Origin of the sequence: Streptomyces flavochromogenes, from assembly GCF_000717595.1 — a bacterium.
GTDB classification, from domain to species: domain Bacteria; phylum Actinomycetota; class Actinomycetes; order Streptomycetales; family Streptomycetaceae; genus Streptomyces; species Streptomyces flavochromogenes.
In genome coordinates this window covers 71,598-95,401 of sequence record NZ_JNZO01000016.1, presented here as the reverse complement: position 1 = coordinate 95,401, position 23,804 = coordinate 71,598, and the positions used below count along the sequence as shown (strand labels likewise).

The 23,804-nt window shown below is 73.7% G+C and carries 19 protein-coding genes and 2 pseudogenes; 8 read left to right on the top strand and 13 right to left on the bottom strand.

The window, feature by feature from the left end:
- Positions 1 to 5: 5 nt before the first annotated feature.
- Positions 6 to 1,124 (bottom strand): winged helix DNA-binding domain-containing protein, encoded by a 1,119-nt coding sequence (locus IF00_RS0120840; RefSeq protein WP_037638726.1) that lies wholly within the window; start codon positions 1,122 to 1,124, stop codon positions 6 to 8.
- Positions 1,121 to 2,110, bottom strand: a complete 990-nt coding sequence (locus tag IF00_RS0120835) for an MDR family NADP-dependent oxidoreductase (RefSeq protein ID WP_030320177.1) — start codon at positions 2,108 to 2,110, stop codon at positions 1,121 to 1,123. Before IF00_RS0120835 ends, IF00_RS0120840 begins: the two co-directional genes overlap by 4 nt.
- Before the next feature lie 92 nt (positions 2,111 to 2,202).
- Here IF00_RS0120835 and IF00_RS0120830 point away from each other — a divergent pair, with 92 nt between their 5' ends.
- A complete protein-coding gene (locus tag IF00_RS0120830) occupies positions 2,203 to 3,153 on the top strand; it encodes a helix-turn-helix transcriptional regulator (protein ID WP_030320176.1) in 951 nt (316 codons plus the stop codon).
- 295 nt (positions 3,154 to 3,448) lie between these two features.
- On the opposite strand, the gene IF00_RS0120825 is transcribed toward IF00_RS0120830, so the two are convergent.
- Entirely contained in the window at positions 3,449 to 5,494 is a 2,046-nt protein-coding gene (locus IF00_RS0120825) for a DUF5107 domain-containing protein (protein ID WP_030320175.1), read from the bottom strand.
- A gap of 180 nt (positions 5,495 to 5,674) precedes the next feature.
- Between IF00_RS0120825 and IF00_RS0120820 the strand changes: the two genes are divergently transcribed.
- Positions 5,675 to 6,007, top strand: coding sequence for a DUF6204 family protein (locus tag IF00_RS0120820; RefSeq protein WP_030320174.1), 333 nt, complete (start codon positions 5,675 to 5,677; stop codon positions 6,005 to 6,007).
- Between the two features lie 238 nt (positions 6,008 to 6,245).
- Here IF00_RS0120820 and IF00_RS0120815 read toward each other — a convergent pair whose 3' ends face one another.
- Positions 6,246 to 6,596, bottom strand: coding sequence for a hypothetical protein (locus IF00_RS0120815; protein ID WP_030320173.1), 351 nt, complete (start codon positions 6,594 to 6,596; stop codon positions 6,246 to 6,248).
- Positions 6,593 to 6,844, bottom strand: a complete 252-nt coding sequence (locus IF00_RS0120810) for a hypothetical protein (RefSeq protein ID WP_030320172.1) — start codon at positions 6,842 to 6,844, stop codon at positions 6,593 to 6,595. Before IF00_RS0120810 ends, IF00_RS0120815 begins: the two co-directional genes overlap by 4 nt.
- A 248-nt stretch (positions 6,845 to 7,092) precedes the next feature.
- Here IF00_RS0120810 and IF00_RS0120805 point away from each other — a divergent pair, with 248 nt between their 5' ends.
- Together IF00_RS0120805 and IF00_RS0120800 are read left to right on the top strand one after the other, a co-directional pair.
- Positions 7,093 to 7,854: a GntR family transcriptional regulator gene (locus tag IF00_RS0120805; protein WP_030320171.1), complete on the top strand. Its 762-nt coding sequence runs from the start codon at positions 7,093 to 7,095 to the stop codon at positions 7,852 to 7,854.
- Positions 7,855 to 8,152: 298 nt separating this feature from the next.
- Positions 8,153 to 9,256 carry an adenosine deaminase gene (locus tag IF00_RS0120800; RefSeq protein ID WP_030320170.1) on the top strand — a complete coding sequence of 368 codons (1,104 nt, stop codon included), beginning with the start codon at positions 8,153 to 8,155 and terminating at the stop codon, positions 9,254 to 9,256.
- A gap of 14 nt (positions 9,257 to 9,270) precedes the next feature.
- Here the strand turns inward: IF00_RS0120800 and IF00_RS0120795 are convergent.
- From IF00_RS0120795 to IF00_RS0120775, 5 genes and pseudogenes are all read right to left on the bottom strand, one after another.
- Positions 9,271 to 9,596 (bottom strand): annotated as a pseudogene (locus IF00_RS0120795) (CocE/NonD family hydrolase C-terminal non-catalytic domain-containing protein); the annotation flags it as partial.
- Positions 9,597 to 9,610: 14 nt separating this feature from the next.
- Positions 9,611 to 10,588, bottom strand: a complete 978-nt coding sequence (locus tag IF00_RS0120790) for a S66 peptidase family protein (RefSeq protein ID WP_051820528.1) — start codon at positions 10,586 to 10,588, stop codon at positions 9,611 to 9,613.
- Positions 10,585 to 12,585, bottom strand: a complete 2,001-nt coding sequence (locus IF00_RS0120785) for a S9 family peptidase (protein ID WP_030320167.1) — start codon at positions 12,583 to 12,585, stop codon at positions 10,585 to 10,587. The genes IF00_RS0120790 and IF00_RS0120785 overlap by 4 nt, the downstream gene beginning before the upstream one ends.
- Positions 12,586 to 12,627: 42 nt before the next feature.
- On the bottom strand, positions 12,628 to 13,962 hold the full coding sequence (locus IF00_RS0120780; protein ID WP_030320166.1) for a M20/M25/M40 family metallo-hydrolase: 1,335 nt from the start codon (positions 13,960 to 13,962) through the stop codon (positions 12,628 to 12,630).
- Positions 13,955 to 14,788: a M55 family metallopeptidase gene (locus tag IF00_RS0120775; protein ID WP_030320161.1), complete on the bottom strand. Its 834-nt coding sequence runs from the start codon at positions 14,786 to 14,788 to the stop codon at positions 13,955 to 13,957. The genes IF00_RS0120780 and IF00_RS0120775 overlap by 8 nt, the downstream gene beginning before the upstream one ends.
- Positions 14,789 to 15,111: 323 nt before the next feature.
- Between IF00_RS0120775 and IF00_RS0120770 the strand changes: the two genes are divergently transcribed.
- Positions 15,112 to 16,293, top strand: coding sequence for a hypothetical protein (locus IF00_RS0120770; protein ID WP_030320160.1), 1,182 nt, complete (start codon positions 15,112 to 15,114; stop codon positions 16,291 to 16,293).
- A gap of 8 nt (positions 16,294 to 16,301) precedes the next feature.
- Here the strand turns inward: IF00_RS0120770 and IF00_RS0120765 are convergent, their stop codons facing one another.
- Both IF00_RS0120765 and IF00_RS0120760 read right to left on the bottom strand, forming a co-directional pair.
- A complete protein-coding gene (locus tag IF00_RS0120765) occupies positions 16,302 to 18,779 on the bottom strand; it encodes an MFS transporter (RefSeq protein WP_030320158.1) in 2,478 nt (825 codons plus the stop codon).
- A gap of 238 nt (positions 18,780 to 19,017) precedes the next feature.
- On the bottom strand, positions 19,018 to 19,461 hold the full coding sequence (locus IF00_RS0120760; protein ID WP_030320157.1) for an SRPBCC family protein: 444 nt from the start codon (positions 19,459 to 19,461) through the stop codon (positions 19,018 to 19,020).
- 147 nt (positions 19,462 to 19,608) lie between these two features.
- Here IF00_RS0120760 and IF00_RS0120755 point away from each other — a divergent pair, with 147 nt between their 5' ends.
- The 3 genes and pseudogenes from IF00_RS0120755 to IF00_RS0120745 all read left to right on the top strand — a co-directional run.
- Positions 19,609 to 20,640, top strand: coding sequence for an Rv2578c family radical SAM protein (locus IF00_RS0120755; RefSeq protein ID WP_030320156.1), 1,032 nt, complete (start codon positions 19,609 to 19,611; stop codon positions 20,638 to 20,640).
- Between the two features lie 137 nt (positions 20,641 to 20,777).
- Positions 20,778 to 22,370 carry an alpha/beta hydrolase gene (locus IF00_RS0120750; RefSeq protein ID WP_030320154.1) on the top strand — a complete coding sequence of 531 codons (1,593 nt, stop codon included), beginning with the start codon at positions 20,778 to 20,780 and terminating at the stop codon, positions 22,368 to 22,370.
- Positions 22,371 to 22,463: 93 nt separating this feature from the next.
- Positions 22,464 to 22,865 (top strand): annotated as a pseudogene (locus IF00_RS0120745) (RidA family protein); the annotation flags it as partial.
- A gap of 63 nt (positions 22,866 to 22,928) precedes the next feature.
- On the opposite strand, the gene IF00_RS0120740 reads toward IF00_RS0120745, so the two are convergent.
- Positions 22,929 to 23,531, bottom strand: a complete 603-nt coding sequence (locus tag IF00_RS0120740; protein WP_030320150.1) for a HEAT repeat domain-containing protein — start codon at positions 23,529 to 23,531, stop codon at positions 22,929 to 22,931.
- Positions 23,532 to 23,804: the final 273 nt, after the last annotated feature.

Sequence of the window (23,804 nt, the reverse complement as noted above, 5' to 3'; positions counted from 1 at the left end):
GGCGGTCAGGTGGTGGCCGGCCGGTCCTCGGCCACCGTCGTGCCGCCCACGAACGGCAGCAGCCGGTGCGCCTCCTCCTCCAGGGCCGCCCTGTCGGTGGCGCGGAGCGGCCCGAACGGCGCGAGTCGCAGCGTCCCGGCGCCGAAGGACCACGTTCCGTGCACCCGGCCGTCCACCAGGAAGGTGGGCCGGACCTGCGCCGAGCCGGGCATCACGCGGCCTCGGTCCTCGTCGCCGATGATCCGGGTCCGGTCGGCGTGGCCGAGCAGGACGTTGTCGAAGGCGGGCAGCAGTCGCACCGGGGCGGGGGTCTCGGGGTCGGGCAGCTCCGCGTCGGCCAGGTCGAACAGTTCCCCGCCTCCGGGGCCGGAGTAGCGGCGCAGCTCGGCGTCCATCTCCGCGACGACCTCGCCCAGGCGGGTCAGCCCGCACCAGGCCTGGACGTCCTTCACGCCTGCCGGGCCGAAGGCGGCGAGGTAGCGGCGGATCAGTTCCTTCGCCGCGTCGCCGCCGCCGGTGGCCTCGACCGGTCGTCCCAGCCACGCTCCGGCGGGCGTGACGGAGATCGCCGACCGGTTGCCCCAGGAGCCCCAGGAGCCCGTGGCGGGATCGTGGACGAGCGGGGTCCGCAGCTCGACCTCCCCGGCCAGGATCCGTCCGTCGCAACCGGGGTGGCGTTCGGCGAGTCGCCGGGCCAGTTCCCTGCGGGACAGCGTCCGGCCCCCGAGCAGGGCGAGGCCTTCGGTGACGAGGGACGCCGCGTCCGGGCCCGCGCCGTGCCCGGTGACGCGGTTCCGGGTGAAGTACGACGAGCCGGCGGTGCGGTCGAGCACGGGCTGTACCAGCGGCCGCAGGCGGCGGAAGTCGTCGGCCGTGGTGAGGTGCTGGGTACTGCGGAGCAGGGCCGACCGGACGACCTTCCGGTCCTCGACGAGCGTGGTGAGATCCGTCTGGGTGAAGCCCTGGATCCTGCTCCACAGGCCGACGTAGGGCCAGTTGGGCTCCTGTGCCTGGAGGGCGACCAGACGTCCGATCACGTCGAGCGGCGGCCGGCCGGTGCGTGCGAGCAGGAACTGCCGGTCGAGGAAAGCCCGGTTCAGGGACCGGAGGGAGAGGGCGGTCACGACAGACGCACCGAGACGTTGCCCTGGTAGGCGCCCTGGAGCAGCGAGAGGAACACGCCCGGCACGTCCTCGATGCCGCCCTCGACGACCGTCTGCGGGTGGATGAGGCGGCCCTCGCCCAGCCAGGTACGGAAGTGCCGCTGCCAGGCCTCGATCTGCTCGGGTGTGTGGTGGCAGGAGAACGGCAGCAGTTCGACGCCTCTGGCCTCGGCCGCCGCGCGGTCGGGCTCCGGGAAGCGGTCCGCCGCGTCGCCGAGCTGGCTCGACAGCGCGCCGCACAGGGCGAAGCGCGCCCCGGGACGGGCGGCGCGCAGCGCGGCGTCGTACTGCTCGCCGCCGACCACGTCGAAGAACACCGAGACGCCCTCGGGCGCCAGCTCCCGGAGCCGGTCGGCCGGGGAGCCGTCGTGGTAGTCGAACGAGGCGTCGAAGCCGAGCTCGTCCACCAGGTACGCGGCCTTCGCCGGGCTTCCGGCACTGCCGATCACCCGTGCCGCGCCGAGGCACCGGGCGATCTGACCGGCCAGCGAACCGACCCCGCCCGCCGCGCCGGAGACGAAGACCACGTCGCCCTCGCCGACGGCCGCGACGTCGGCCATCCCGTAGTAGGCGGTCGGCCCCTGGCCGAGGTGATGGCCGAGGTCGGGGAAGAGTCCCGGGTCGAGCCTCTCGTACGCGGCGGCCGGACCCGCCGAGTACTCGGTCCAGCCCGTCATCGACCGGACCAGGTCGCCGGCCGCGAGCTCGGGGCTCGCGGACCGGACGACCGTGCCGACGGTGGCCACGCCCACCCGCCGGCCCGGCTGCCAGGCCGGCACCGGGAGGGTGCAGTCGGCCCGCATCAGCTCCAGGTACGTCGCCGCGAGCCCCACCTGCTCGGTGCGCACCAGGACCTCGCCGTCCACCTCCGTCTCGGCGACGGTGAAGTGGCCGGGCGTCGGGACGCCGGTGATCTGTGCGGCCAGCCGGATCTCACGAGTGATCATTCTTGGTCCTCACATCGGGTCGCGGTTTCCGAATGCGACTCTAAGGACCCTTCCGGCCACTTTCCGGCCGGAACTCCGGGCAGTATTCCGGCATGGCGAACACCAGCTCACGGACCCTCCGGCTGCTCTCCCTGCTGCAGTCCCACCGTCACTGGCCCGGCCCCGACCTGTGCGAACGGCTCGGGGTGTCCGAGCGGACCCTGCGCCGCGACATCGACCGGCTGCGCGAGCTCGGCTATCCGGTCGGCGCGGCCCGTGGCACGGACGGCGGCTACCAGCTCGCGCCCGGCGCCGTCCTGCCGCCGCTCCTGCTCGACGACGAGGAGGCGGTGGCCCTCGCCGTCGGCATCGGCGACGCGGCGCAGAGCGGGATCTCGGGGATGGAGGACGCGTCGCTGCGGGCGCTCACCAAGGTGGTGCGGGTCCTGCCGCCCCGGCTGCGGGCCCGGGTGGACGCCCTGCGGGCTGTGACCGTCTCCGCCGCCGCGTCCGGGCCGGCCGTCGCGGCGGAGGTGCTCACGACGGTCGCACAGGCCTGCCGGGACGAGGAGCGGCTGCGGTTCGGCTACAGAGCCCGGGGCTCGGCGGCCACCGAACGCGAGGTCGAGCCGCACCGCGTCGTCGCCCTCGGCGGGCGCTGGTACCTGGTCGCCTACGACCTGGACCGGCACGACTGGCGCAGCTTCCGCCTCGACCGGCTGACCGGGCCGGCCGCGACCGGAGCCCGCTTCCGGCCGCGCCCGCTCCCGGCCGAGGACGCCGCGGCCTTCGTACGGGAGGCGAGCGGGGCCCCGGCGCCCTGGACGGTCGAGGTCCTCGTCCACGCGCCCGCCGCGCGGGTGCGGCAGGCGGTCGGCCGGTGGGGCACGGTCGAGCCGGCCGGCCGGGACGGCTGCCGGCTCACCATGACCTCGACGTCCCTCGACTGGCCGACGCAGGCGCTGGGCAACGTGGGAGCCGAGTTCGAGGTGCTGGGGCCGCCGGAGTTCGCCGCACACCTCCGGGAGTGGGGTGCCCGCTTCCTCCGCGCGGCCTCTCAGTAGATGTCGTGAAACCCGAGGCAGTCCGGGTCCTGGAGGGGGCAGTCGGGGTGCGGCGTGCGGTCCGGCAGCGGGGGCGGGGCGGGCTCGTCCGCGAGTGCGGGAGCCGGGGGCAGCTCGAAGGACCCGCAGAGGCAGGCGCCACAGGTTCCCGAGAACCGGGGTTCCCCGTGCCGGAAGCGCGGATGGCCGCACCGGCATTCCTGTGTCGCCCACGCCGCCATCCCCGGACCTCCGGTCCCCCTTGGTCTCCGCCCTCTCCAGGGTAGCGACCGCACCCCCGGACCGCCCGTGGACTTCAGCTCGGGCGCATCCTGAACTCGTAGGCATCCGGGAGGAGTTCATCGGTGAACCGCTCCCAGAGCTCGCCCAGGGTCTCGGCGCCCTCGCTCAGGTCGGCGACCTCGAAGCCGGCGTCGAAGACGGCCCGGGCCTCGTCCGGTCGACCCTCGGCGAGCAGCAGCCGGACTTCGAGCAGCCGGAAGGCCCCGCGCCGCCGGACGGAATCCGGCAGCCGGTGCCAGAGGGATCGGGCCCGGTCGGGCCGGTCGACGGCGAGGAGCGCGTCGAGCGTCTCGCGGCCGAGGGCGGCGGCGACCAGGGCCCGCGCCCCGTCGCTATCGGCGCCGGGCTCCGCCGCCTCGGGGCCGGTGGAGGTCTCCGTCGCCTCGCGGCCGGTGGCCGACGCCGCGCCGCGTTCCGCCGCCTCGTGGTCGGTGAAGGCCTCCGTGAAGTGCTCGGCGGCCCGTTCCGGGTGCCCGCCCTCCCGGTCGGCGACGGCCAGGCAGTACAGCAGGGGCCAGCGCGTGGCCGCCTCCTTGAGTCCCCGCTCCCAGCTCCGTACGGCCTGGGCCCGGTCACCGGCGTGCCACTGGGCGATGCCGAGCTGGTACTCGGTGGCGGGGTCGGCGGGGGCGGTCTCCAGCATGTCCCGCCAGGGGGACGCGACCAGCGGCGCGATCAGGGGCGCCGCGCTCCGCGCCGCAGATGGCAGGACGCCGGTGCGGAGCAGTTCCCGCCAGGGCTCCTGCTCGGGTCCGAGCGTCGACTCCGGAAACGGCGTGCCGGGCAACTCGTATCCCCCACGCAGGACTTCGAGTGCACCCCAGCCGGATCCGGCCGCGAGGACCTCCTCCGGAGCGAGGTCGGCCGCCCCCTCCCGCCAGGCCGTGTACGCGGCGTCGACGGCGGCGCGGGGCAGTGCCCCGGACAGGGTGCGCTCGACGTCGGCGCGTGCGGCGGTCCAGTCGTCGCCGAGCGCCGTCGCGGGGTCGGCGGCGAGCGGTCCGTACGCCTCCATCCAGCTGAACTCCGCGCCGCCCGCGAGCTCCAGGTGTTCCAGCTGGGTGCGGGCGAGCCCGGCCTGGATCTCGGCGTAGCCGGGGGTGCCGGGTTCCGTCAGCCATTCCTGCCAGCGCCGGCCGCCGCGCCCGGTGCCCCACACGAAGAGCTTGCGGCCGCGCAGCGGGTCGGTGGAGGTCTGGACGAGTCCGGTGCCGTCCGTGTCGAGGGCGGCGATCCAGCGGCGCTGCCCGTCGGGCAGGTCGTAGAACCAGTCGGCGGCGTGCGTGCTGTTCAGCGGGTACGTGCGGTCGGTGCCATCGTCGGTGACCGGTACGGGGACCCGGCTCAGGCCGCGTTCGTCACCGTGGCGCCAGGCGGCGTCGGCGGGCGCGAGAACGCGGCGGTCCTCGGGGACGGCGATGTTGGACCACCAGTAGACGGGGGCGGTGCGCTCGTGGGGGTTGCGTATCCGGACCCCGACGTACAGGAAGTCGGAGCCCTCCGGGAGCCAGAGGTCGACCTGGAAGGGCAGGTCGCGCAGTCGCTCCCACTCCCAGAGCCGGAGCATCGGCCCGCCGTCGGGCGCGCGGACGACCGCCGCGTGGAGGGGCGCGCAGGAGAGGGTGGTGTGGCCGGTGGCCCCGATGTTCCATTCGACGCCGCCGGAGAACCAGGCGCCGTTGAGGGCGAACGCGGCCGGCTGGAACACCGGGTTGCGATAGAGGAGTTCGCGTCCGGTGGGCTTGTGGTGGAGGGAGTGGACGCGACCGCCGAGACCTGGCAGCACGGTCACCCGGAGCCGGTCGTTCTCGATCACGATCGTGTCGAGGTCCGCGGGCGTGCGCTCGCGGCCGTAGCCGTCGCGCACGGGAGCGGGGAGCAGACTGCGCAGCGGGTCCCGGCCGATGCCCCTGGCCATGGCGCGCGGGAGTTCCGCGAGGGTCCGCGGGTCGACCGCGTGGGCCCCGGCGCCGACGGGGGCCCGCAGTGCGGGAAGAGGGTTGTCCGGGCCCAACGGGGCGGCGGGCAGCGTCAGTACGGCACGTCGTACGGTCGTCATCGCCCCATGGAACACGCCCGGAGGCCTTCCTGACCAGGGGTTCTCGCCGTCGGGCTTCGGCCGGTGCCGAGGTGCGGGGGCCGCCGGAAATTCCCGGCGGATCGGACGGCCGCCGCCGTAGTGTGGCAGGTCGGCACGCCGTCGGGCGGCCGGGGAACCAGGGCACAGGGAGTACGGGGAATGGGCACGCAGCACACCTACCGGGTCATCGTGCGCGGCACGTTCGACGGTCTGTCGGAGGAGAGCCGGGCCCGGCTGCTCGCCGAGGTGGACGCGCACGGGCTGACCGCGATGCAGTTCACCGAGGAGGGCTCGCTGGCCTACGACCGGACGCTGAAGCACTTCTCGTACCGCCTGGTCGTCGTCTCCGACGCGGAGGACGGCGACGAGATGGCGGGCGCGCTCGCGGAGGAGCGCGTGGAGACCGCGCTGGGGGAGCTCGGCCACGGCTACAAGGGGCTGCGGTCGACGGTGACCGACCTCGACACGATGAAGATCAACTACAAGCGCTGAGCCGCGCCGGACGGGGCGGCGCGCGGGTCGTCGGCGGGCTCGGGGCCGGACCGTCGGCGGGCTCGGGGCCAGGCCGTCGGCCCTGGGGGCCGGCCGGGTCTCGGTTGCGGGCGCCGGGCCGGGCCGGGCCGTCGGCAGTGGGCTCCGGGCCCGTCGGTCGTGGGCTACGGGCCGGCCCGTCGGTCGTGGGCTACGGGCCGGGCCGTCGGCCGAGAACAACCTCGGCGGTGTCGCGCCCTCAGCGTCGCGCCATGCGCACCCGGGGCGGGCAGCTCTCCCCCTTCCGTACGACTCCGATCATGACGGTGGTGCGACGGTCGAGGCCCGTGCCCGCCGCCGGGTACTGCGTGACGACCCGCCATCGCGGCGGCCAGATCACCCGCCGGTCCCGCCCGCTCACGTCGTGGACGTCGAGCCGGGTGCGGCGGTCCAGCCGGGTGAAGACCCGCCACAGGCCACGGCCGAGGAAGTCGGGCACCGGGCGGGTCCCGGTGCCGTCGTCGGCCTCGGCGGCCTCCTCCGTCGAGGTGACGGCGACGGCCGCGAGCGCGAGGACGGCGCCCGCCCCCACGACGGCCCGCCGCTTCACTTCTGCCTCCGGGCCGCGGCGCCGTACCCGCGGGCGCCGCCGATGAGCGCGGTCGCGAGCAGGGCCGGCCAGAGCGGCATGGACACCTCGGGGACGAGGAGCCGGATGCCGGCCTCCCCGGTGTTCCGGAAGGGGAAGACCAGGGTGACCATGGCGAGCGCGGCCATCCCGATCCGGCCCGGGGTGAGGGCTTCGGTGAACCGGGACACGCCCCCGCCCGATGTCCGTGACGTCTCCTGCGGACTCATGCCCGGCCCTCTCCTCCGTCGTGCCGTCGGTCGTACCCGGCCGCAGCCGTGGGACCAGAATGAGGCGAGCGGAGCCTCACCGTGACGGCGAGGAGAGCCGTACGGGTGACTTGTCAGACAACGCGGGCCGACTACCGTGGTCCCGGACACCGTCGGAACCGGGAGCACGGGACCGCCCGGGACCACCGGGAACCCGCCGGAACCCACAGATCCACCGGAAACGACCGGTATCGAGACGAGGAGCGGCCGTGGCGGTCAGCGGACAGCGGCGGCGACCGGTCGTGGCGCTCTACGAGCGGATCGCGGACGCCGTCCACGACGGCACCTACCCGCCGGGCTCGACGCTCCCCTCCGAGCCGAAGCTCGCCGCCGAACTGGGCGTGAGCCGGCCCGCCCTGCGCGAGGCGCTGCTGCTGCTCCAGGAGGACGGTCTGCTGACCGTACGCCGGGGGGTGGGCCGGACGGTCAACGACCGGCCGCCGCGACGCGGGTTCGAGCACGTCCAGCCGCTGGAGGAGCTGATCGGCGCGGGCACACCGCTGCGGGTGCGGGCGCTGCTTCGGACGGTCGAGGAACCGACCGACTTCACCACCCAGCACCTGCTCGCCCCGGCCCGCGCGGAGCTGCGGTTCTGGGAGTCCGTGCTGACCGGGGAGGGTACGGCGGCGGCGCTGAGCCACGAGTGGGCGGCGGCCGACGAGCTGCTCGACCGGGTGCACCCGGAGTTCGCCCGGGCCCTGCGGGCGACCGAGGAGCGCACCGCGCGCGGGGCCGCGGTCTCCATGCTCTCGGTCCTGCTCGGGGCCTCGCGGGAGACCGCGCTGACCGCGCACAGCGGCATCACCGCGACGCTGCTCGGGCGCCGGCGCGGGGACCAGCTGGGGCGGCCCGCGGACACCCCGGCCGTGCTGGTCACCCAGGTCGTACGGGTCGGCGAGACCCCGGTCCTGGCCGCCAAGCACATGCTCCCGACGGGCGCCCCGGCACTGCCCGTCCTGCAGTCGCACTAGCCCCGTCGCAGTCCGTCCCGGCAATCGCACCCGCCCCGTCGCAGCCCGTCCCGGCAGAGTCGCACCAGGTCGTGCCGCTCACGCCGCGAGCCCGGCCTGATCGGCACGACACCCCCTGGCCCCGGCCCGACCCCGGCCTGCCGATCGGGCGCCGCCCGCGCACGGTCTCCCGGAAGGGCGGCCCGGGCTCCCGCCCACCCGCCCGGGACCCGGGACCCGCACCTCGCGGCACCCCCGTCCGACCCCCTGTCGGGCCCGTCACAGCGGACCCCTCCCTCGTGGCGTACACTTCCCCGCCATGCACTTGTCTGACAACCCCGCCACGCCTGCCGCCGCCACCGTCTCCGAGTGGATCCGCCGGGCCCCCAAGGCCGTCCTCCACGACCACCTCGACGGTGGGCTGCGCGCCGCGACCATAGTCGAGCTGGCACGGGAGTGCGGCTACACCGCGCTGCCGACCGAGGACCCCGCCGCGCTCGCGGTCTGGTTCCGGGACGCGGCCGACTCGGGTTCGCTGGAGCGGTACCTGGAGACCTTCGCCCACACCTGTGCGGTGATGCAGACCCGCGAGGCGCTCACGCGCATCGCGGCCGAGTGCGCCGAGGACCTCGCGGCGGACGGTGTCGTCTACGCCGAGATCCGCTACGCCCCCGAGCAGCACCTGGAGGGGGGCCTGACCCTCGACGAGGTCGTCGAGGCCGTCAACGCCGGTTTCCGTGAGGGCGAGCGCCGCTCCGGCGGCCGTATCACCGTCCGCACCCTCCTCACGGGCATGCGCCACACGGACCGGTCCCTGGAGATCGCGCAGCTCACGGTCGCGCACCGGGACAAGGGCGTGGCCGGCTTCGACATCGCCGGCGGCGAGATCGGCAACCCGCCGGCCCGCCACCTCCCCGCCTTCCAGCACCTGAAGCGGGAGAACTGCCACTTCACGATCCACGCGGGCGAGGCCGTCGGCGCGGAGTCGATCCACGAGGCCGTGCAGGTCTGCGGCACGGAGCGGATCGGCCACGGCGTGCGGATCACGGACGACATCGGCGAGGACGGCACGCTGGGCCGGCTCGCCTCGTACGTCCGTGACAACCGGATCGCCCTGGAGGTCTGCCCGACGTCCAACCTCCAGACGGGCGCCGCGAAGGACTACGCCTCGCACCCGATCGACGAGCTGCGCCGCCTGGGCTTCCGGATCACGCTCAACACGGACAACCGGCTGGTCTCCGGCACCACCATGAGCGAGGAGTTCCAGCACATGGTGGACGCCTTCGGTTACGGCCCCGAGGTCTTCGAGGAGTTCACGGTCGCCGCTCTGGAGGCCGCCTTCCTGCCGCTGCCGGAGCGGCAGCGGCTGATCGACGAGGTCGTCCGCCCCGGGTACGCGACGCTCCGGGCCGTGTCGGTCTGACCCACCCGTCCCTGAACCAGGGGCAGTTCGCGCGTCCCCGGGCCGCCGGGGGCGCCGAAGACGGTCACCGGTTTGATGCCGCGGTTGCCGGAGTACGCCGTGTCGCTCCCCGCGATCACCGGCTCCAGTCGGTGGCCGGTCTCGTAGCGGTGGACGACGGCGGGCAGCCCGACCGTGAAGGTGCGGGTGACGTCCGGCACCGCACCGGGGCGACGAGGCGGTTGACCAGGGCCTTGGTGCCGTCGGGGGCGATGTCGTGGAGCTCGGCGAAGAGCACGAACTTGTCGGCGGCGTCGCCTGATCCCTGGACGCGCTCGGCGGCCGGCGAGTCCACCTTCACCTAGGTCCGCCCCCTCAGCGCAGGGCCGGGACGTCCAGGGTGAGGGTGTTCTCCTCCGTGTCCAGGACGGCTGACACGCCGAGCGGCATGGTCAGGGCCGTTTCGCTGTGGCCGAAGCCCAGCTCCTCCACGACCGGGACGCCGAGGTCGCCGAGGCGGTCCATGAGGACCGCTCGGATCTCCTCGTACGGGCCGCATTCCGCCCAGGAGCCGAGGGCGATGCCCGCGACGCCGTCGAGCCAGCCGGAGCGGACAAGCTGGGTGAGGATGCGGTCCAGTCGGTACGGCTCCTCCCCCACGTCCTCCAGGAGCAGCAGACCGCCGCGGGCCGAGGGGCGGGCGTGCGGGGTGGCGAGATCGGCGGCGAGGAGGCTGACACAGCCGCCGAGGGTCACGCCACGGGCGCGGCCCGGTGCCAGGGTCCGTGCGCCGGCCAGGCCGAGCGTGCGTACCGACTCGGGCTCGAACAGCGTGGCCCGGAGGGATTCCTGGGTGCGCGGGTCCGAGAGGAAGGTGCCCGCGGCGACCATCGGGCCGTGCAGGGTGGCGCAGCCGGCCCGGACGGCGAAGGCCTCGTGCAGGCCGGTGATGTCGCTGTACCCGACGAACGCCTTGGGCCCCGCCTCCCTGATCGCGCGCCAGTCGACGAGGTCGACCATGCGCTGCGCCCCGAATCCGCCGCGCGCGCAGAGGACGGCGGAGACCGTGGGGTCGCACCAGGCCTCGGTGAGGTCCCGGGCCCTGTCCCGGTCGGCGCCCGCGAGATGGTCGAGGGTGGGGTGGGTGTCCAGGACGTGCGGGGCGACGACGGGGTCGAGGTCCCAGCCGCGCAGGATGTCGAGCCCCGCCCGCAGCCGCTCCTCGGGGACGGGTCCTGCGGGGGCGACGACGGCGACCCGGGCGCCGGGCCGCAGCCGTTCGGGCCGGGTGAGCGAGGGGACGTGCGGCCGGGCCTCCGCCGGGGCGGGGAGGGCGGAGTCGGGCGCCGTCACGTGCGGTACTCCAGGTCGGGCACGTCCGTCCGGGTGATGCCGAAGGTCCGGGCGTACAGGGAGAGTTCTGCCTCCAGGGCGCGGACCATCGTGTCGGCCCTGCGGAAGCCGTGGCCCTCCCCCGCGAAGGCGAGGTAGGCGTGCGGGACGCCCCGGCCGGCGGTGCGGGTGAGGAAGCGCTCGGCCTGCGCAGGTGGGCAGATGACGTCGTCGAGGCCCTGGAGCAGCAGGAAGGGCGCGGTGACCCGGTCGACGTGCTCGATGGGCGAGCGCTCCTTGTACCGGGCGGGCACGTCGTCGATGGATCCGATGAGCCCGTGGAGGTACTGGGACTCGAAGTCGTGGGTCTCGTCGGTGGCCCAGCCCCGCAGGTCGAGGATGGGGTAGATGATCGTGCCGCAGGCGTACACGTCGGTGGAGACGAGGGATGCGGCGGTCGTCCAGCCCCCGGCGCTGCCGCCTCGGACGGCGAGCCGGGCCGGGTCGGCGGTGCCCTCGGCGGCGAGCGCCTCGGCGACGGCCGCGCAGTCCTCGACGTCGACGACGCCCCACTGCTCGCGCAGCCGCTCGCGGTACTCCCGGCCGTAGCCGGTGGAGCCGCCGTAGTTGACCTCGGCGACGCCGATGCCGCGCGAGGTGAAGTAGGTGATCTCCAGGTCGAGGACGAGCGGCGCGTGTCCGGTGGGGCCGCCGTGGGCCCAGATCACATAGGGCGGGAGTTCGCCCTCGGGGCCGGTGAAGCCGGGATGGTGGGGTGGGTGGATCTGCGCGTGGATCTCGCGTCCGCCGGGGCCGGTGAAGGTACGGACGCGGGGTTGGGGGTAGTGGGCGGGGTCGACGGCGTCGGAGTGGGCGGCGCCGACGACCCGGGTGCGGCCGGTGCGGGTGTCGAGTTCGACGAGCTCGTAGGAGCTGTGCGGCGAGGCGGCGATGCCGACCACGCGGCTGCCGTGGGCGGCGAGGGTCGGGGCCCATGCGGTCCAGGGGCCGACGGCGTCGACCAGCGTGCCGCGGTCGGGGTCGAGGATGCCGAGGGTGGTGGTGCCCTTGCCGTGGACGACGGCGACCAGACCGTTCTCCAGGGGGGTGAACCAGTTCAGCCCGATCTTCCAGAGCGGTCCGCCGAACTCCTCGGCGCGGGGGCAGAGCGGGGCCGGTTCGACGAGGCCGCCGTCGGCGTCGATCTCCGCCCGGTAGAGGTTCCACCAGCCGGTGCGGTCGCTGACGAGGAGCAGCCGTCCGGCCGCGTCCCAGTCGACCTGCGGGATCGACTCGGCGGGCCCGCCCGCGACGGTCCCGACCCGCTGGAAGGTGCCGTCGGGGGTGACCTCGGCGAGCTGGACCTCGGTGCCGTCCCAGGGCATCCGGGGGTGGTCCCAGCCGATCCAGGCCGCCCGGCGGCCGTCCGGGGAGAGCCGGGCGCCGGTCACGAACCGGTGGCGCCCGTCGGAGAGCTCGCGTACGGCCGCACGGTCGTCGGCGGCGGAGCCGTCGAGGGGTACGGCGACGACCACCCGGCGTACGTCGGTCGGGGCGGGGCCGGTGAACTCCTCCAGGACGCACCACACCTCGCCCCGGTCGGGATGGATGACGGGGTCCACCCAGCGCAGTCCGCCGCCGGTCGCGGAGACGGGGGTGAGGGGCCGGGGCTCGGCGCCGGGAGCGGCGTCGGGCTCGTGGGCGTAGAGCCGCTGGTCCGGGAAGTGGCAGAAGACGACGAGGGGTCCGCCGGTCGGGCGCGGGACCGCCGCCCAGGGCAGGCCTCCGTACTCGATCACCCGGCTGCGGACGTTCCACGGGGCAGGCAGCAGGCTTTCCTCGGTGCCGTCGGCGCGCCGTCGCACGAGGGCGCGCCTGCCTCCCTCGGCGGGCCGTGGCGCGGTCCACCACAGCTCGTCGCCGACGACGCCGGGGTACTCGGGCCGTCCGTCGTGGGCGGCGGCGAGCGCCGCGTCGACGGGTGACGGCCAGCTGCCGTGGGCGGCGATCGTTTTCATCCCAGCTCCCCCTGTCACGGGCATACGCGAACGATGACGGCCCTACGCCGACTTCAGGTAGTGGTCGAGCACCCGGACGCCGAAGTGCAGGGCGTCCACGGGGACGCGTTCGTCGACGCCGTGGAAGAGGGCCCCGTAGTCCAGGTCCGGGGGCAGCCGGAGCGGCGAGAAGCCGTAGCCCGTGATGCCGAGCCGGGAGAACTGCTTGGCGTCGGTCCCGCCGGACATGGTGAAGGGCACGACGTGCCCTTCCGGGTCGAAGCGCTCGACGGCGGCCCGCAGTTTCGCGAAGGTCGGCGAGTCGACGGGCGCTTCGAGGGCGACCTCGCGGTGGTGGAACTCCCACTCCACGTGCGGGCCGGTCAGCTCGTCCATGGTCGCCGCGAACTCCTCCTCGGTGCCCGGCAGCGTCCGCCCGTCGATGTAGGCGACGGCCTGGCCCGGGATGACGTTGACCTTGTAGCCGGCGTCGAGCATCGTCGGGTTGCTGCTGTTCCGGACCGTCGGCGCGACGAGGGCGGCGGCGGGCCCGAGCTTGTCGAGGAGGAGGTCCACGTCGAGGTGGGGCGCGCGGGTGTCGATGTCGATGGCGTACAGCGCGGCGAGTTCGGCGAGGGCGGCGCGGACGGTGGCGGTGAGCCGGACGGGCCAGGTGTGCGAGCCGATCCGGGCGACGGCGTCGGCGAGGCGGGTGACGGCATTGGCCGTGTTGACCTTGGAGCCGTGCCCGGCGCGGCCGTGGGCGGTGAGCTTGAGCCAGGCGGTGCCCCGCTCACCCGCCGCGATCGGGTAGAGGGTGGTGCCGGGCTGCGGGTGGAAGCTGAAGGCCCCGGACTCGCTGATGCCCTCCGTACAGCCCTCGAAGAGCGCGGCGTGGCGGTCGGCGAGGAAGCCGGAGCCGTCCTCGGCGCTCGCCTCCTCGTCGGCCGTGTAGGCGAGGACGATGTCACGGCGCGGCCGGATGCCCTGCCGGGCCCAGGAGCGGACGACGGCCAGGACCATCGCGTCCATGTTCTTCATGTCGACGGCGCCACGGCCCCAGACGACCCCGTCGCGGATCTCGCCGGAGAAGGGGTGGGTGGTCCACTCGGCGGGGTCGGCGGGCACGACGTCCAGATGTCCGTGCACGAGGAGGGCCTCCGCCGTGGGGTCGGTGCCGGGGATGCGGGCCACCACGTTGGTGCGGCCGGGGGTCCGCTCCAGGAGGGTGGGCTCGATGCCGGCGGCGGCGAGGCGCTCGGCGACGTACTCGGCGGCGGGCCGTTCACGGCAGTCGCCGCCGCCCCGGTTGGTGGTGTCGATGCGGATGAGCTCGGAGGTGAAGGTGACCACCTCGTCGAGCGCCGTCGTGTCCGGGCCCCGGACCTCCTCAGCCATACTGCTCCTCCACCGCGGCCGAGACGATCGTCGTGACCGCTTTGAATGTGCGGATTGCCTCGTACATCGTCTCGCTCGTGTACGCGACGCGCCGCTCCGCTCCGCGCGCCACGCCGGGAACCACCGTGGCGGCCGCGCCCAGGTGCTCGGCGTCGAACTCCAGCTCCACGGTGAAGGGGCCGGCGTGGACCGGCTCGTGGCGGACGGCGAGCGCGGCGCCGGTCTTCGCCGCCGCCCGGATGTCGGCGGCGGTTCTGGCGGGGGTCCGGCACACCGCCGCGTACCGCGAGACGTAGTCCTTGACGGCGACCTTGGGTGCCTCCGGCGCGTAACCGAGGGCGTCCTCGCAGGTCAGGTCGTCGCCGGTGACGAGGACGACGGGCACGCCGTACTCCGCGACCACATGGGCGTTGAGCAGGCCCTCGCTGGCCCGCTCGCCGTTGAGCCAGACGCCGGTGATCGAGTTGGCGAGGTAGGTGTGGGCGAGGACGCCCTCGGCGCCCGCGCCGGTGTGGTAGCCGACGAAGGCGATGCCGTCGACGTCCCCGTGCTGGACGCCCTCGACCATGGAGAGGGACTTGTGCCTGCCGGTGAGCATCTCGGCCCGCTCGTCGAGCTGCTCCAGGAGCAGGTTCCGCATGGACCAGTGCGCTTCGTTGATGAGGACCTCGTCGGCGCCGCCGTCGAAGAAGCCGAGGACCGCGGCGTTCACGTCGGAGGTGAACATCGCGCGGCACCGCTCCCACTGGGGCGTGCCGGGCAGCACGTCGCCGGGCCAGGTCACACCGGTCGCGCCCTCCATGTCGGCGCTGATGAGGATCTTCATGACTGGCACCGTACGCGCAGCCCGGCGGGCGTACCACCCCTGTGGAAAACCGTCGGTGGAGTGGACCAGTGGCACTCACCGGGACTGGCCGTACGGATCACCCCGCCCCGTCCGGATACCCCCCTGGGGTCCCCCTCCGCAAGGCGCCGCGGGGCGGCCGCGGCCTGGTGCTCGGGCGGTGCGGCCGTCGGCCGGGTCACGCGGTGGGCGAGCGCCGGCGGTTCTCTCGGTGCCCGATACATGGAATCGGACGAAACATCGCCAAGGGGTGCGTATAGGATGTCGGCCGCAGTTCCCGTACCCGACCTCCCGGAGTGCTCTCGGTGACCATCGCCCTCGACCCGTCCGACACCTCCCCCGTCGTTCCCGCGCCCGCCGACTCGTCGGAGGAGTTCTGGGTCCAGCAGGCGGGACCCGAGGCCGCGGAGGCTTCCTCGGGCGAGCCCGTCGCGGAGGGGCCCGCGACCGACGGGGCGGCGCCCGACGACGAGCCCGTGCCCGCCCCCGCCGACCTCGACCCCGTCGTGGTCCGTGACGCCCTGGACTTCGGGGTCTACGCGCGCACCGGCGGCTGGGCCTTCGCGCTCAAGGTGGCGCGCAGCGTCCGTCCCGGCGGGCAGGCCGCCGAGGGGACGGCCGCGACGAAGGTCTCGGCGAAGGCCTTCGCGGAGCTCGCGGGGTGCTCGCCCGAGCGGGTCATGCGCTATTACAAGGCCTGGGACATGGCGGCCGACGACGGGCTCGTCCCACAGTTCGAGGTGCTCGTTCCCGGCGAGGACATCGAGCTGCCCGACGCCGACGTCTGGCTGTCGTACTACACCTCCCGCAACAGTGCCTCGTCCGTGCGCGGACAGGCGATCAGCGCGGCGGCCGAGGCGGAGGGCATCCGGCCGACGAAGGCCCTGGAGGTCGCGGAGAACCCGACGGCCCTGCGGGCCGCGATCCTCGCCGACCCGGGGACGGCGGAGGCGGCGCGCGGCGCGCTGCTCGACCGGATGAAGGAGGACCCCGCCCTTCAGACCGAGATGGCCCGTGCCTTCGCGCGGACCGACGATCTGAAGAAGGCCGTGGCGAACGAGGCGAAGGCGGCCGACCGCATCGGCTATGTGCGCCAGATCGTCGAGAACGGCCAGATCAAGACCCCCGCCGGGCAGACCGTGGAGGCGCCGGCCGAGCTGCGGGCCGAGGCCGAGCGGCATCTGTCGCTCCTCGACGAGCTCGACGACTCGGAGGAGGCGGGCGAGTGGGCGGGTGAGGCGTACGACACGGTGAAGGGTCTGGTCGCCAAGGCGGTCGAGGAGGACCCGGCGCTCCGCGTCCAGGAGCGGCGGACGAAGTTCTACAGCAGCCTGCAGAAGGCGACGAAGGTCTTCGAGGAGCTGACGCTGGACGAGGTGATGGAGGAGGACATCTACGAGGCGGACATGCTCCAGCGTCTCGAAGCCCTCCAGGAGGCGATCGGCACCTGCATCAGCGCGCTGCGCAAGGCGACGACCACCTCCTGAGGGCTCGGTCAGTCCTGGTGGCCGAGCTGGAGGTCGCGCTCGGTGCGGCCGCCGCCGGCCATCTGGAGGACGGTCGCGACGGGCGGGTATCCGGCGGCGATGACGGTGTACTCGCCGGAGGAAAGGTCCACGAAGCGGAAGGTGCCGTCGGCGCCGGTGGTGAGGGTGTCGACGACGTTGCCTGCGGCGTCGAGCAGGGTGACCCGGGCGTCCTCGACGGGGCGGCCGCCCCCTGCCCGTACGGTGCCGCGCAGCACCGCCCCGCCGGCGAGTTCGATGTCCTGGCGGGTCTCGCGGGAGGCCTGGACGCTGACGGGGAGCGCCGCGGGGCGGAAGGCCGGGGCGCTGGCGGCGAGCGTGTACTCGCCGGCGACCAGTTCGGAGATGACGTACCCGCCCTCGCGTCCGCTGCGGGTCGAGGCGACGACCTCGCCGCGCACGTCGGTGAGGGTGACGGCCGCGTCCCGTACGGGTGTCCCGTCGGCGGTGACGACGCTGCCCGCGAGCCGGCCTGCGCCGCCGAGGACGACGTCGAGCTCGACGGGCCGGTCGCCGACCGTGACGGAGACCGCCTGGGGCTGGTGCCCGCCGGCCGCGGCGATGAGGACGTACGCGCCGTTGCCGGGGACGCTCAGCGCGTACCGCCCGTCCTCGCCACTGGCACCCCGGCCGACCTGCCGGCCCTGGACGTCGATGAGGGTGAGGGCGGCCCGGGGGACGCGGCTGCCGTCGTGGTGCTGGACGGTGCCGCAGACGGGGAGCCCGGAGTGCGGGGCGGCGAAGGAGGCGGGCGCGGGGGCGGCGTGCCGGGCGTGCGGGACGGCCTGGACGCTGCCGAACTCGTCGGCTCCGGTGGCCTCGGTGGTGGGGCTGTGATGGGTCACCAGCGGTTTCTCCTTGAGGAAGAAGGCGAGGACGAGGCCGAGCACGAGGACCGGCACGAGGTAGAGGAAGATGCGCGGCATCGCGTCCGCGTACGCCTGGATGTAGGCGTCGCGTACGGCGGGCGGCAGGGCGTGCACCGTCTGCGGGGTGATGGACTCGGCGGGCGGCAGGGAGGTCGCGCCGCCGGCGAGGACACCGGTGAGCCGGTCGCCGAGGGCTTCGTCGAGCCGGGAGGCGAAGAGGGTGCCGAAGACGGCGGCGCCGATGCTGCCGCCGATCTGGCGGAAGTAGTTGTGGGCGCTGGTGGCGGTGCCGAGGTCGCCCGGGCGTACGGAGTTCTGTACGGCGAGGACGAGCACCGGCATGACGAGGCCGATGCCGGTGCCGAGGACGGCCTGCCAGAGGCTGTGCTGGAGGCGCGGGGTGTCGACGTCCATGCGGGAGAGCAGCCACATGCCGAGGACGGAGAGGGCGCCGCCGAGCAGCGGGTAGATCTTGTAGTGGCCGGTGCGGCTGATGAGCTGGCCGGAGACGACGGAGGCGATGACGATGCCGCCCATGAGGGGCAGCATCAGGAGACCGGACTCGGTGGCGGTGGCGCCCTCGACCATCTGCAGGAAGCTGGGGAGGTAGCTGGCGGCTCCGAAGAGCGCGATGCCGACGACGGCGCCGACGAGGGCGGTCACGGTGAAGACGGAGTCGCTGAACAGCCGCAGCGGGATGAGGGGTTCGGGCGCGAAGTGCTCGACGACCAGGAAGAGCAGGGTGCTGCCGGCGGCGCCGCAGGCGAGGGCGATGACGACGCGGGAGTCCCAGGCGTACTCGGTGCCGCCCCAACTGGTGAGCAGGACCAGGCAGGTGGAGGCCGCGGCGAGGAGGAGTGCGCCGAGGACGTCGAAGCGGGCACGGGCCGCGGGCTTGGGGAGTTTGAGGACGACGGCGACGACGGCGAGGGTGACGAGCCCGAAGGGCACGTTGAAGTAGAAGCACCAGCGCCAGGAGACGTGGTCGGTGAAGAAGCCGCCGAGCAGGGGTCCCGCGACGGAGGCGAGGCCGAAGGCGGCGCCGATCAGGCCCATGTACCGGCCGCGTTCCCGGGCGGGGACGATGTCGGCGATGATCGCCTGGACGCCGATCATCAGGCCGCCCGCACCGATGCCCTGGATCGCGCGGAAGGCGATGAGTTCGTCCATGCTGCGGGACCAGCCGGCGAGTCCCGAGCCGATGACGAAGACGACGATGGCGAAGAGGAAGACGCCCTTGCGGCCGAGGAGGTCGCCGAGCTTTCCGTAGATCGGCAGGCCGATGGTGGCGGTCAGCAGATAGGCGGTGATCGCCCAGGACATCCGGTCGAGGCCCTGGAGTTCGCCGACGATCTTCGGCAGGGCGGTGGCGACGATCATCTGCTCGAGCGCGGCGAGGAGCAGCGCGAGCATCAGGCCGCAGAAGACGAGCCGGACGCGGCGGGGGTCGAGGTGGTCGGCCCGGGCGGGGTGGGGCGGTGAGGTGGGCTCGGTGGGCGGGCCGCCCGCGGGGAGCGGTCCCGCGCCCGCCGGAACCTCTCCGTCCTCGGCGGATTTCACGATCGTGATCGCACCCACGTACCTGCTCCCCTCGTCACGGCGTCTGCGCCGCGCCATTCTTCGCATTGGGCACGAAGGGGGAGCAAGTCGGGCGGTATGGGAGGTCAGTGGCGTCCGGAGGCCCGAACGACCCTGCGGTACGGCGCACTTGGGTCGCTCATCAGCGCGTTTACAAGGGGGCCCGCGCCCCCGGCGCGCAGGGGGCGCCGTTACGGGGGTGCGGGCGATCCACTCGAATCGGTGAACGCTCCGGGCGTTACTTCTCGACCTCGTCCGCCAGCTTGGCGAGAACGGCGTCGTAGATCCGGCCGAGGCCCTTGGGCGCGAAGGTCCGCTCGAAGAAGCCGCCGACGCCGCCGGCGCCGTCCCAGACGGTGGTGACGACGGCCTTGGACTTGCCCTCGCCGGCCGGGGTCACGATCCAGGTGGTGACCATGGAGGAGTTGCGGTCCTTCTCGACGAGCTGTCCGTCGGTGGGCTCGGTGACCTCCAGGAGGCAGTCGCGGACGCGCTTGCTGGTGGCCTGCAGCTTCCAGTGGACGAGGGTGCCCTCGCCGTCGCCGCCCTCGCGCACCTCGTACTCGCTGAAGTGCTCGGGGAGCAGCTTCGCGCGCGTGCCGCTGTAGTCGGCCAGCGCGTCGAACACCGTCTCCGCGTCGGCGGCGATGATCCGTTCCGTGGTGGCCTCGACCTGCGCCATTGACTTCCTCCAGCTCGTGGTTCCTCAGGGGTGTGGGCCTAGAGAACCACGTGGGCTCCGGGGTGCGAAATCCGGGTTGCAACGATCAAGGGAACAGGTGTTCTATTCTGAGCGAACGGTCGACGCAGAGCCATCGAGGAGGCGCCCGTGCGCTGGGACAATCTGGGCGACACCCCCGCCGCTCCCGCCGACATCGCCCTGTTCGGTACGGACGCGGTGACCACCCGGACCTTCGACACCCCCGAGTTCCGGGGCATCACCTTCCACGAGGTACGGGCCCGCTCGATCCTCAACCGGGTGCCCGGCGCCTCCCGGATGCCGTTCGAATGGACGGTCAACCCGTACCGGGGGTGCACGCACGCGTGTGTGTACTGCTTCGCCCGCAAGACCCACAGCTATCTCGACCTCGACACCGGGCTCGGCTTCGACTCCCAGATCGTCGTCAAGATCAACGCCCCGGAGCTCCTGGCCCGCCAGCTCTCCTCCCCCCGCTGGCAGGGCGCGCACATCGCGATGGGCACCAACGTCGACTGCTACCAGCGCGCCGAGGGCCGGTACGGCCTGATGCCGGGCATCCTCACCGCCCTGCGCGACCGCGCCAACCCCTTCTCGATCCTCACCAAGGGCACGCTGATCCTGCGCGACCTGGAGCTGCTCACCCAGGCCGCCCGGGTCACCGAGGTCGGCATCTCCGTCTCCGTCGGCTTCACCGACCAGGAGCTGTGGCGCACGATCGAGCCCGGCACCCCCTCCCCGCAGCGCCGGCTCGACGTGGTCCGGACGCTCGGCGCGCACGGCATCGACTGCGGGGTCCTGATGGCCCCCGTGGTGCCCTTCCTCGGCGACCGGCCCGAGCAGCTCCGCGACACGGTCCGCGCGATCGCCGAGGCCGGGGCGAGTTCGGTCACCCCACTCGTGCTGCATCTGCGGCCGGGCGCCCGCGAGTGGTTCATGCAGTGGCTGCGGCGCCACCACCCCGGACTGGTGCGGCGGTACGAGCGGATGTACGCGGACGGGGCGTACGCGCCCACGTGGTACCAGCGCCGGATCACCCGTCAGGTGCACGAACTGGCCGCAGAGTTCGGCATCGGACCCGCCCACCGGGGCGCGACGCGCCGGACACCCCTACCGGAGGACCCGGAGACGGCGGCGGCGCCGGAACAGCTGACGCTCCTCTGAGCGATCACCGCTCCCCCGGCCTTCGCTCCTCCGATCATCGGACCGGAATACCTGACACGCCGTCGGATGCCCGTCCGTTCGGGTCAACTCTGGCCGGAACAGGTCCTGTCACGCCCCGTTCGGGGCACGGACGCCCTATGACCCCACGCGCAGGAATGCTGATCGCCGCAGGAGCGCTGGTCGCCGGGACGGTCACCGTCCTGCCCGCCGCCCCCGCGGGCGCCGGTGAACCGGCCCCCCGCCCCTTCCCCACGCTCGCCTGGACCGCCTGTGCCACCGAGGCGTACCCGAAGCTCCAGTGCGCCACCCTCAGGGTGCCGCTCAACCACGACGACCCGGCCGGCCGGACCGTCACGCTCGCCCTCACCCGGATCCCGCACACCGCGAAGACCTTCCAGGGGCCGCTGCTCGTGAACCCGGGCGGACCCGGCGGCAGCGGCCGCGGCATGGCCGGGTACGTGGCGTCCTCGCTGCCCCCGAAGGTGGCCGCCGAGTACGACGTGATCGGCTTCGACCCGCGCGGGGTCGGCAAGAGCGAGCCCGCGCTCGACTGCAGGCCCGGCCACTTCGCGCCGGTCCGCCCGGACTCGGTGCCGGGCGACGCCGCGGGCGAGCGGCTCGCGATCGAGCGGGCGCAGGCCTTCGCCGCGGCATGCGGCAAGAAGTACGCGGACGTGCTGCCGTACATCGACACCGTGAGCACCGCCCGGGACATGGACGTCATCCGGCGCGCGCTCGGCGCCCAGAAGATCAACTACCTCGGCTACTCGTACGGCACCTATCTGGGGGCCGTGTACGCGCGGCTCCACCCGGACCGGGTGCGGCGGATGGCGCTGGACTCCGTCGTGAACCCGCACGGCGTCTGGTACGAGGACAACATCGCGCAGGACTACGCCTTCGACACCCGGCACAAGGACTTCATGGCCTGGGTGGCCGAGCAGGACTCCGTGTACAAGCTGGGCACGGACCCGGCGGCGGTCGAGGCGGCCTGGTACCGGATGCGCGACGCGCTGCGCGCGAAGCCGGCAGGCGGGAAGGTCGGACCGGGCGAACTGGAGGACACCTATCTGCCCGGCGGCTACTACAACGGCTACTGGCCCCGTCTCGCGAAGGCGTTCGCCGCATACGTCAACGACGCGAACGCGGTGCCGCTCACGGAGGCGTACGAGCGGTACGGCGAGGCCGACGCGGCCGCCGACAACGGCTACTCGGTCTACACGAGCGTGCAGTGCCGGGACGCGGCCTGGCCCCGCGACTGGAGTGTCTGGCGCAAGGACAACTGGGACGTGCACGCCAAGGCGCCCTTCTCCACCTGGAACAACGCCTGGTACAACGCGCCGTGCGCGTTCTGGCCGGTGGACTCGCTGACCCCGCCGGACGTCAGCAACGACCAGGTGCCGCCGGTCCTCATCCTCCAGGCCACGGACGACGCCGCGACACCGTACGAGGGCGGGGTCGCCCTGCACCGGCTGATGCACGGCTCCAGCCTGGTCGTGGAGGAGGGCGGCGGGAACCACGGCGTGACCCTCGGCGGGAACGACTGCATGGACGGACACCTGTCCACCTACCTCGCCACGGGCAAGGTCCCGCGCGCCGAGGGCGAGGCCGAGGTGGACGCGGCCTGCGCGGCGCTGCCGGAGCCGAAGCCCGAGCCGGCGACCCGGTCCGTCCCGGCCCCGGCCGAATCCGCGGGCATCACGCTGCACGGGTTCCTCGGCCACGTGCGCTGACGCCGGTCGCGTCCACGGGCAAGACCCGCTGACAATGCCCGCGCCCCCCGTGGGGCGCGGGCATTGTCAGTGCCGTGGGCGAGGATGTGGGGCATGACGAGCCACCTGACCCACGTACCCGCTCCCGACGGGATCGCCGCCAGCCCGCAGTACAGCCATGTCGTCTGGGGGACGGGCCGCTTCGTCGCGATATCCGGCCAGTGCGCGTTCGACGCCTCGGGCGCGGTGGTGGGCGAGGGCGACGCGGTGGCGCAGGCCCGTCAGGTCTTCGCGAACCTGGACCGCTGCCTCGCGGCGGCGGGCGCCGGGTTCCAGGACGTGGTGAAGCTGACGTACTTCGTCACGGACGTCGCCCACCTCCCGGCTGTTCGGGAGGCCAGGGACGCCCATTTCGCGGGGGCGCCGCTGCCGGCGAGCTCGGCGGTCCAGGTGTCGGCGCTCGTCCGCCCGGAACTGCTCGTGGAGATCGAGGCGTTCGCGCTGGTGCCGGAGCGGAGGCCGGACTCCGAGGTGGCCGGCGCGGGCCGCCCGCTCCTCCGCTCGGTGGGCGGCGCCGAGTCAGTGGAGGGTGCCGAGCCGGCCCAGTGACGCTTCCGCCGCGGCGCCGAACCGGGGGTGCGGGAGCGCGGCCTCCAGAGTGGGGCGGGCCCGGGTGTCGCCGAGGGCTCCCAGGCCCTCGACACAGGCGAGGCCGACCCGCCAGTGGGGGTCGTCGGCGGGCAGGCGCCGTTCCAGGACGGTGATCAGGGCCGGTACGGACTCGGGGGCGCGGAGGGTGGCGAGCAGCCGGATCGGCAGCAGGGCGTAGGCGACGCGGAGTTCGTTGGTGGCGAGGGCTGCGGCCGCGCGGGCGGTACGGGGGTCGCCGAGCCGGGTCAGGGCGTGGGCGGCGGTGACGCAGCGCTCCGGGTCGCGGTGGTTGAGGAGGAGCACCAGGGCCTCGAAGGCGCGTGGGTCGCCCGTGACGCCGAGGGCGTAGGCGGCGATCTCCCGCGCCCACAGGGGCTGCCCCGGGGCGGTGAGGACGTGGTGCAGTCCCTCGGGATCGGTGGTTTCCGCGAGCTGTTCGAATGCGTCCGGGACGGTTCCGGAGGCATTCTCGATCTCGTCCCGCAATCGATCGATCATCGAGCAGAATTCCGGATCCTCGGCGTATTCCATGAATCCGAGCCTATCCGCGATCCAGATCACATTTTCCTCAACTTCCCGGGACTGGCGCGCTCGTTACCCGCCGGTTAGTCTCAGGTGAGCGGGCCACCCCCCGCGCTTCTCACAACGGCCTGGTGACGCAGCCGTTGTGGGTGTTCGTCGGTTCGGCAGTTTCGACGTGACTCCGGGACAGAGTCCGTCGCCCCTATTCCTCCAGGGCATCGCCCTTTCTCCGGGCAGAGCCCTCGCTCTTTCCCGCGCCCTTTCGTGCGCGCACTGCCCTCA

Excerpts from the sequence above, each read along its gene's own strand:
- IF00_RS0120835 (WP_030320177.1), bottom strand. The coding sequence starts at position 2,110 with ATGATCACTCGTGAGATCCGGCTGGCCGCACAGATCACCGGCGTCCCG.
- IF00_RS0120830 (WP_030320176.1), top strand. The coding sequence starts at position 2,203 with ATGGCGAACACCAGCTCACGGACCCTCCGGCTGCTCTCCCTGCTGCAG.
- IF00_RS0120825 (WP_030320175.1), bottom strand. The coding sequence starts at position 5,494 with ATGACGACCGTACGACGTGCCGTACTGACGCTGCCCGCCGCCCCGTTG.
- IF00_RS0120820 (WP_030320174.1), top strand. The coding sequence starts at position 5,675 with ATGGGCACGCAGCACACCTACCGGGTCATCGTGCGCGGCACGTTCGAC.
- IF00_RS0120810 (WP_030320172.1), bottom strand. The coding sequence starts at position 6,844 with ATGAGTCCGCAGGAGACGTCACGGACATCGGGCGGGGGCGTGTCCCGG.
- IF00_RS0120800 (WP_030320170.1), top strand. The coding sequence starts at position 8,153 with ATGCACTTGTCTGACAACCCCGCCACGCCTGCCGCCGCCACCGTCTCC.
- IF00_RS0120785 (WP_030320167.1), bottom strand. The coding sequence starts at position 12,585 with ATGAAAACGATCGCCGCCCACGGCAGCTGGCCGTCACCCGTCGACGCG.
- IF00_RS0120780 (WP_030320166.1), bottom strand. The coding sequence starts at position 13,962 with ATGGCTGAGGAGGTCCGGGGCCCGGACACGACGGCGCTCGACGAGGTG.
- IF00_RS0120775 (WP_030320161.1), bottom strand. The coding sequence starts at position 14,788 with ATGAAGATCCTCATCAGCGCCGACATGGAGGGCGCGACCGGTGTGACC.
- IF00_RS0120760 (WP_030320157.1), bottom strand. The coding sequence starts at position 19,461 with ATGGCGCAGGTCGAGGCCACCACGGAACGGATCATCGCCGCCGACGCG.
- IF00_RS0120750 (WP_030320154.1), top strand. The coding sequence starts at position 20,778 with ATGACCCCACGCGCAGGAATGCTGATCGCCGCAGGAGCGCTGGTCGCC.
- IF00_RS0120740 (WP_030320150.1), bottom strand. The coding sequence starts at position 23,531 with ATGGAATACGCCGAGGATCCGGAATTCTGCTCGATGATCGATCGATTG.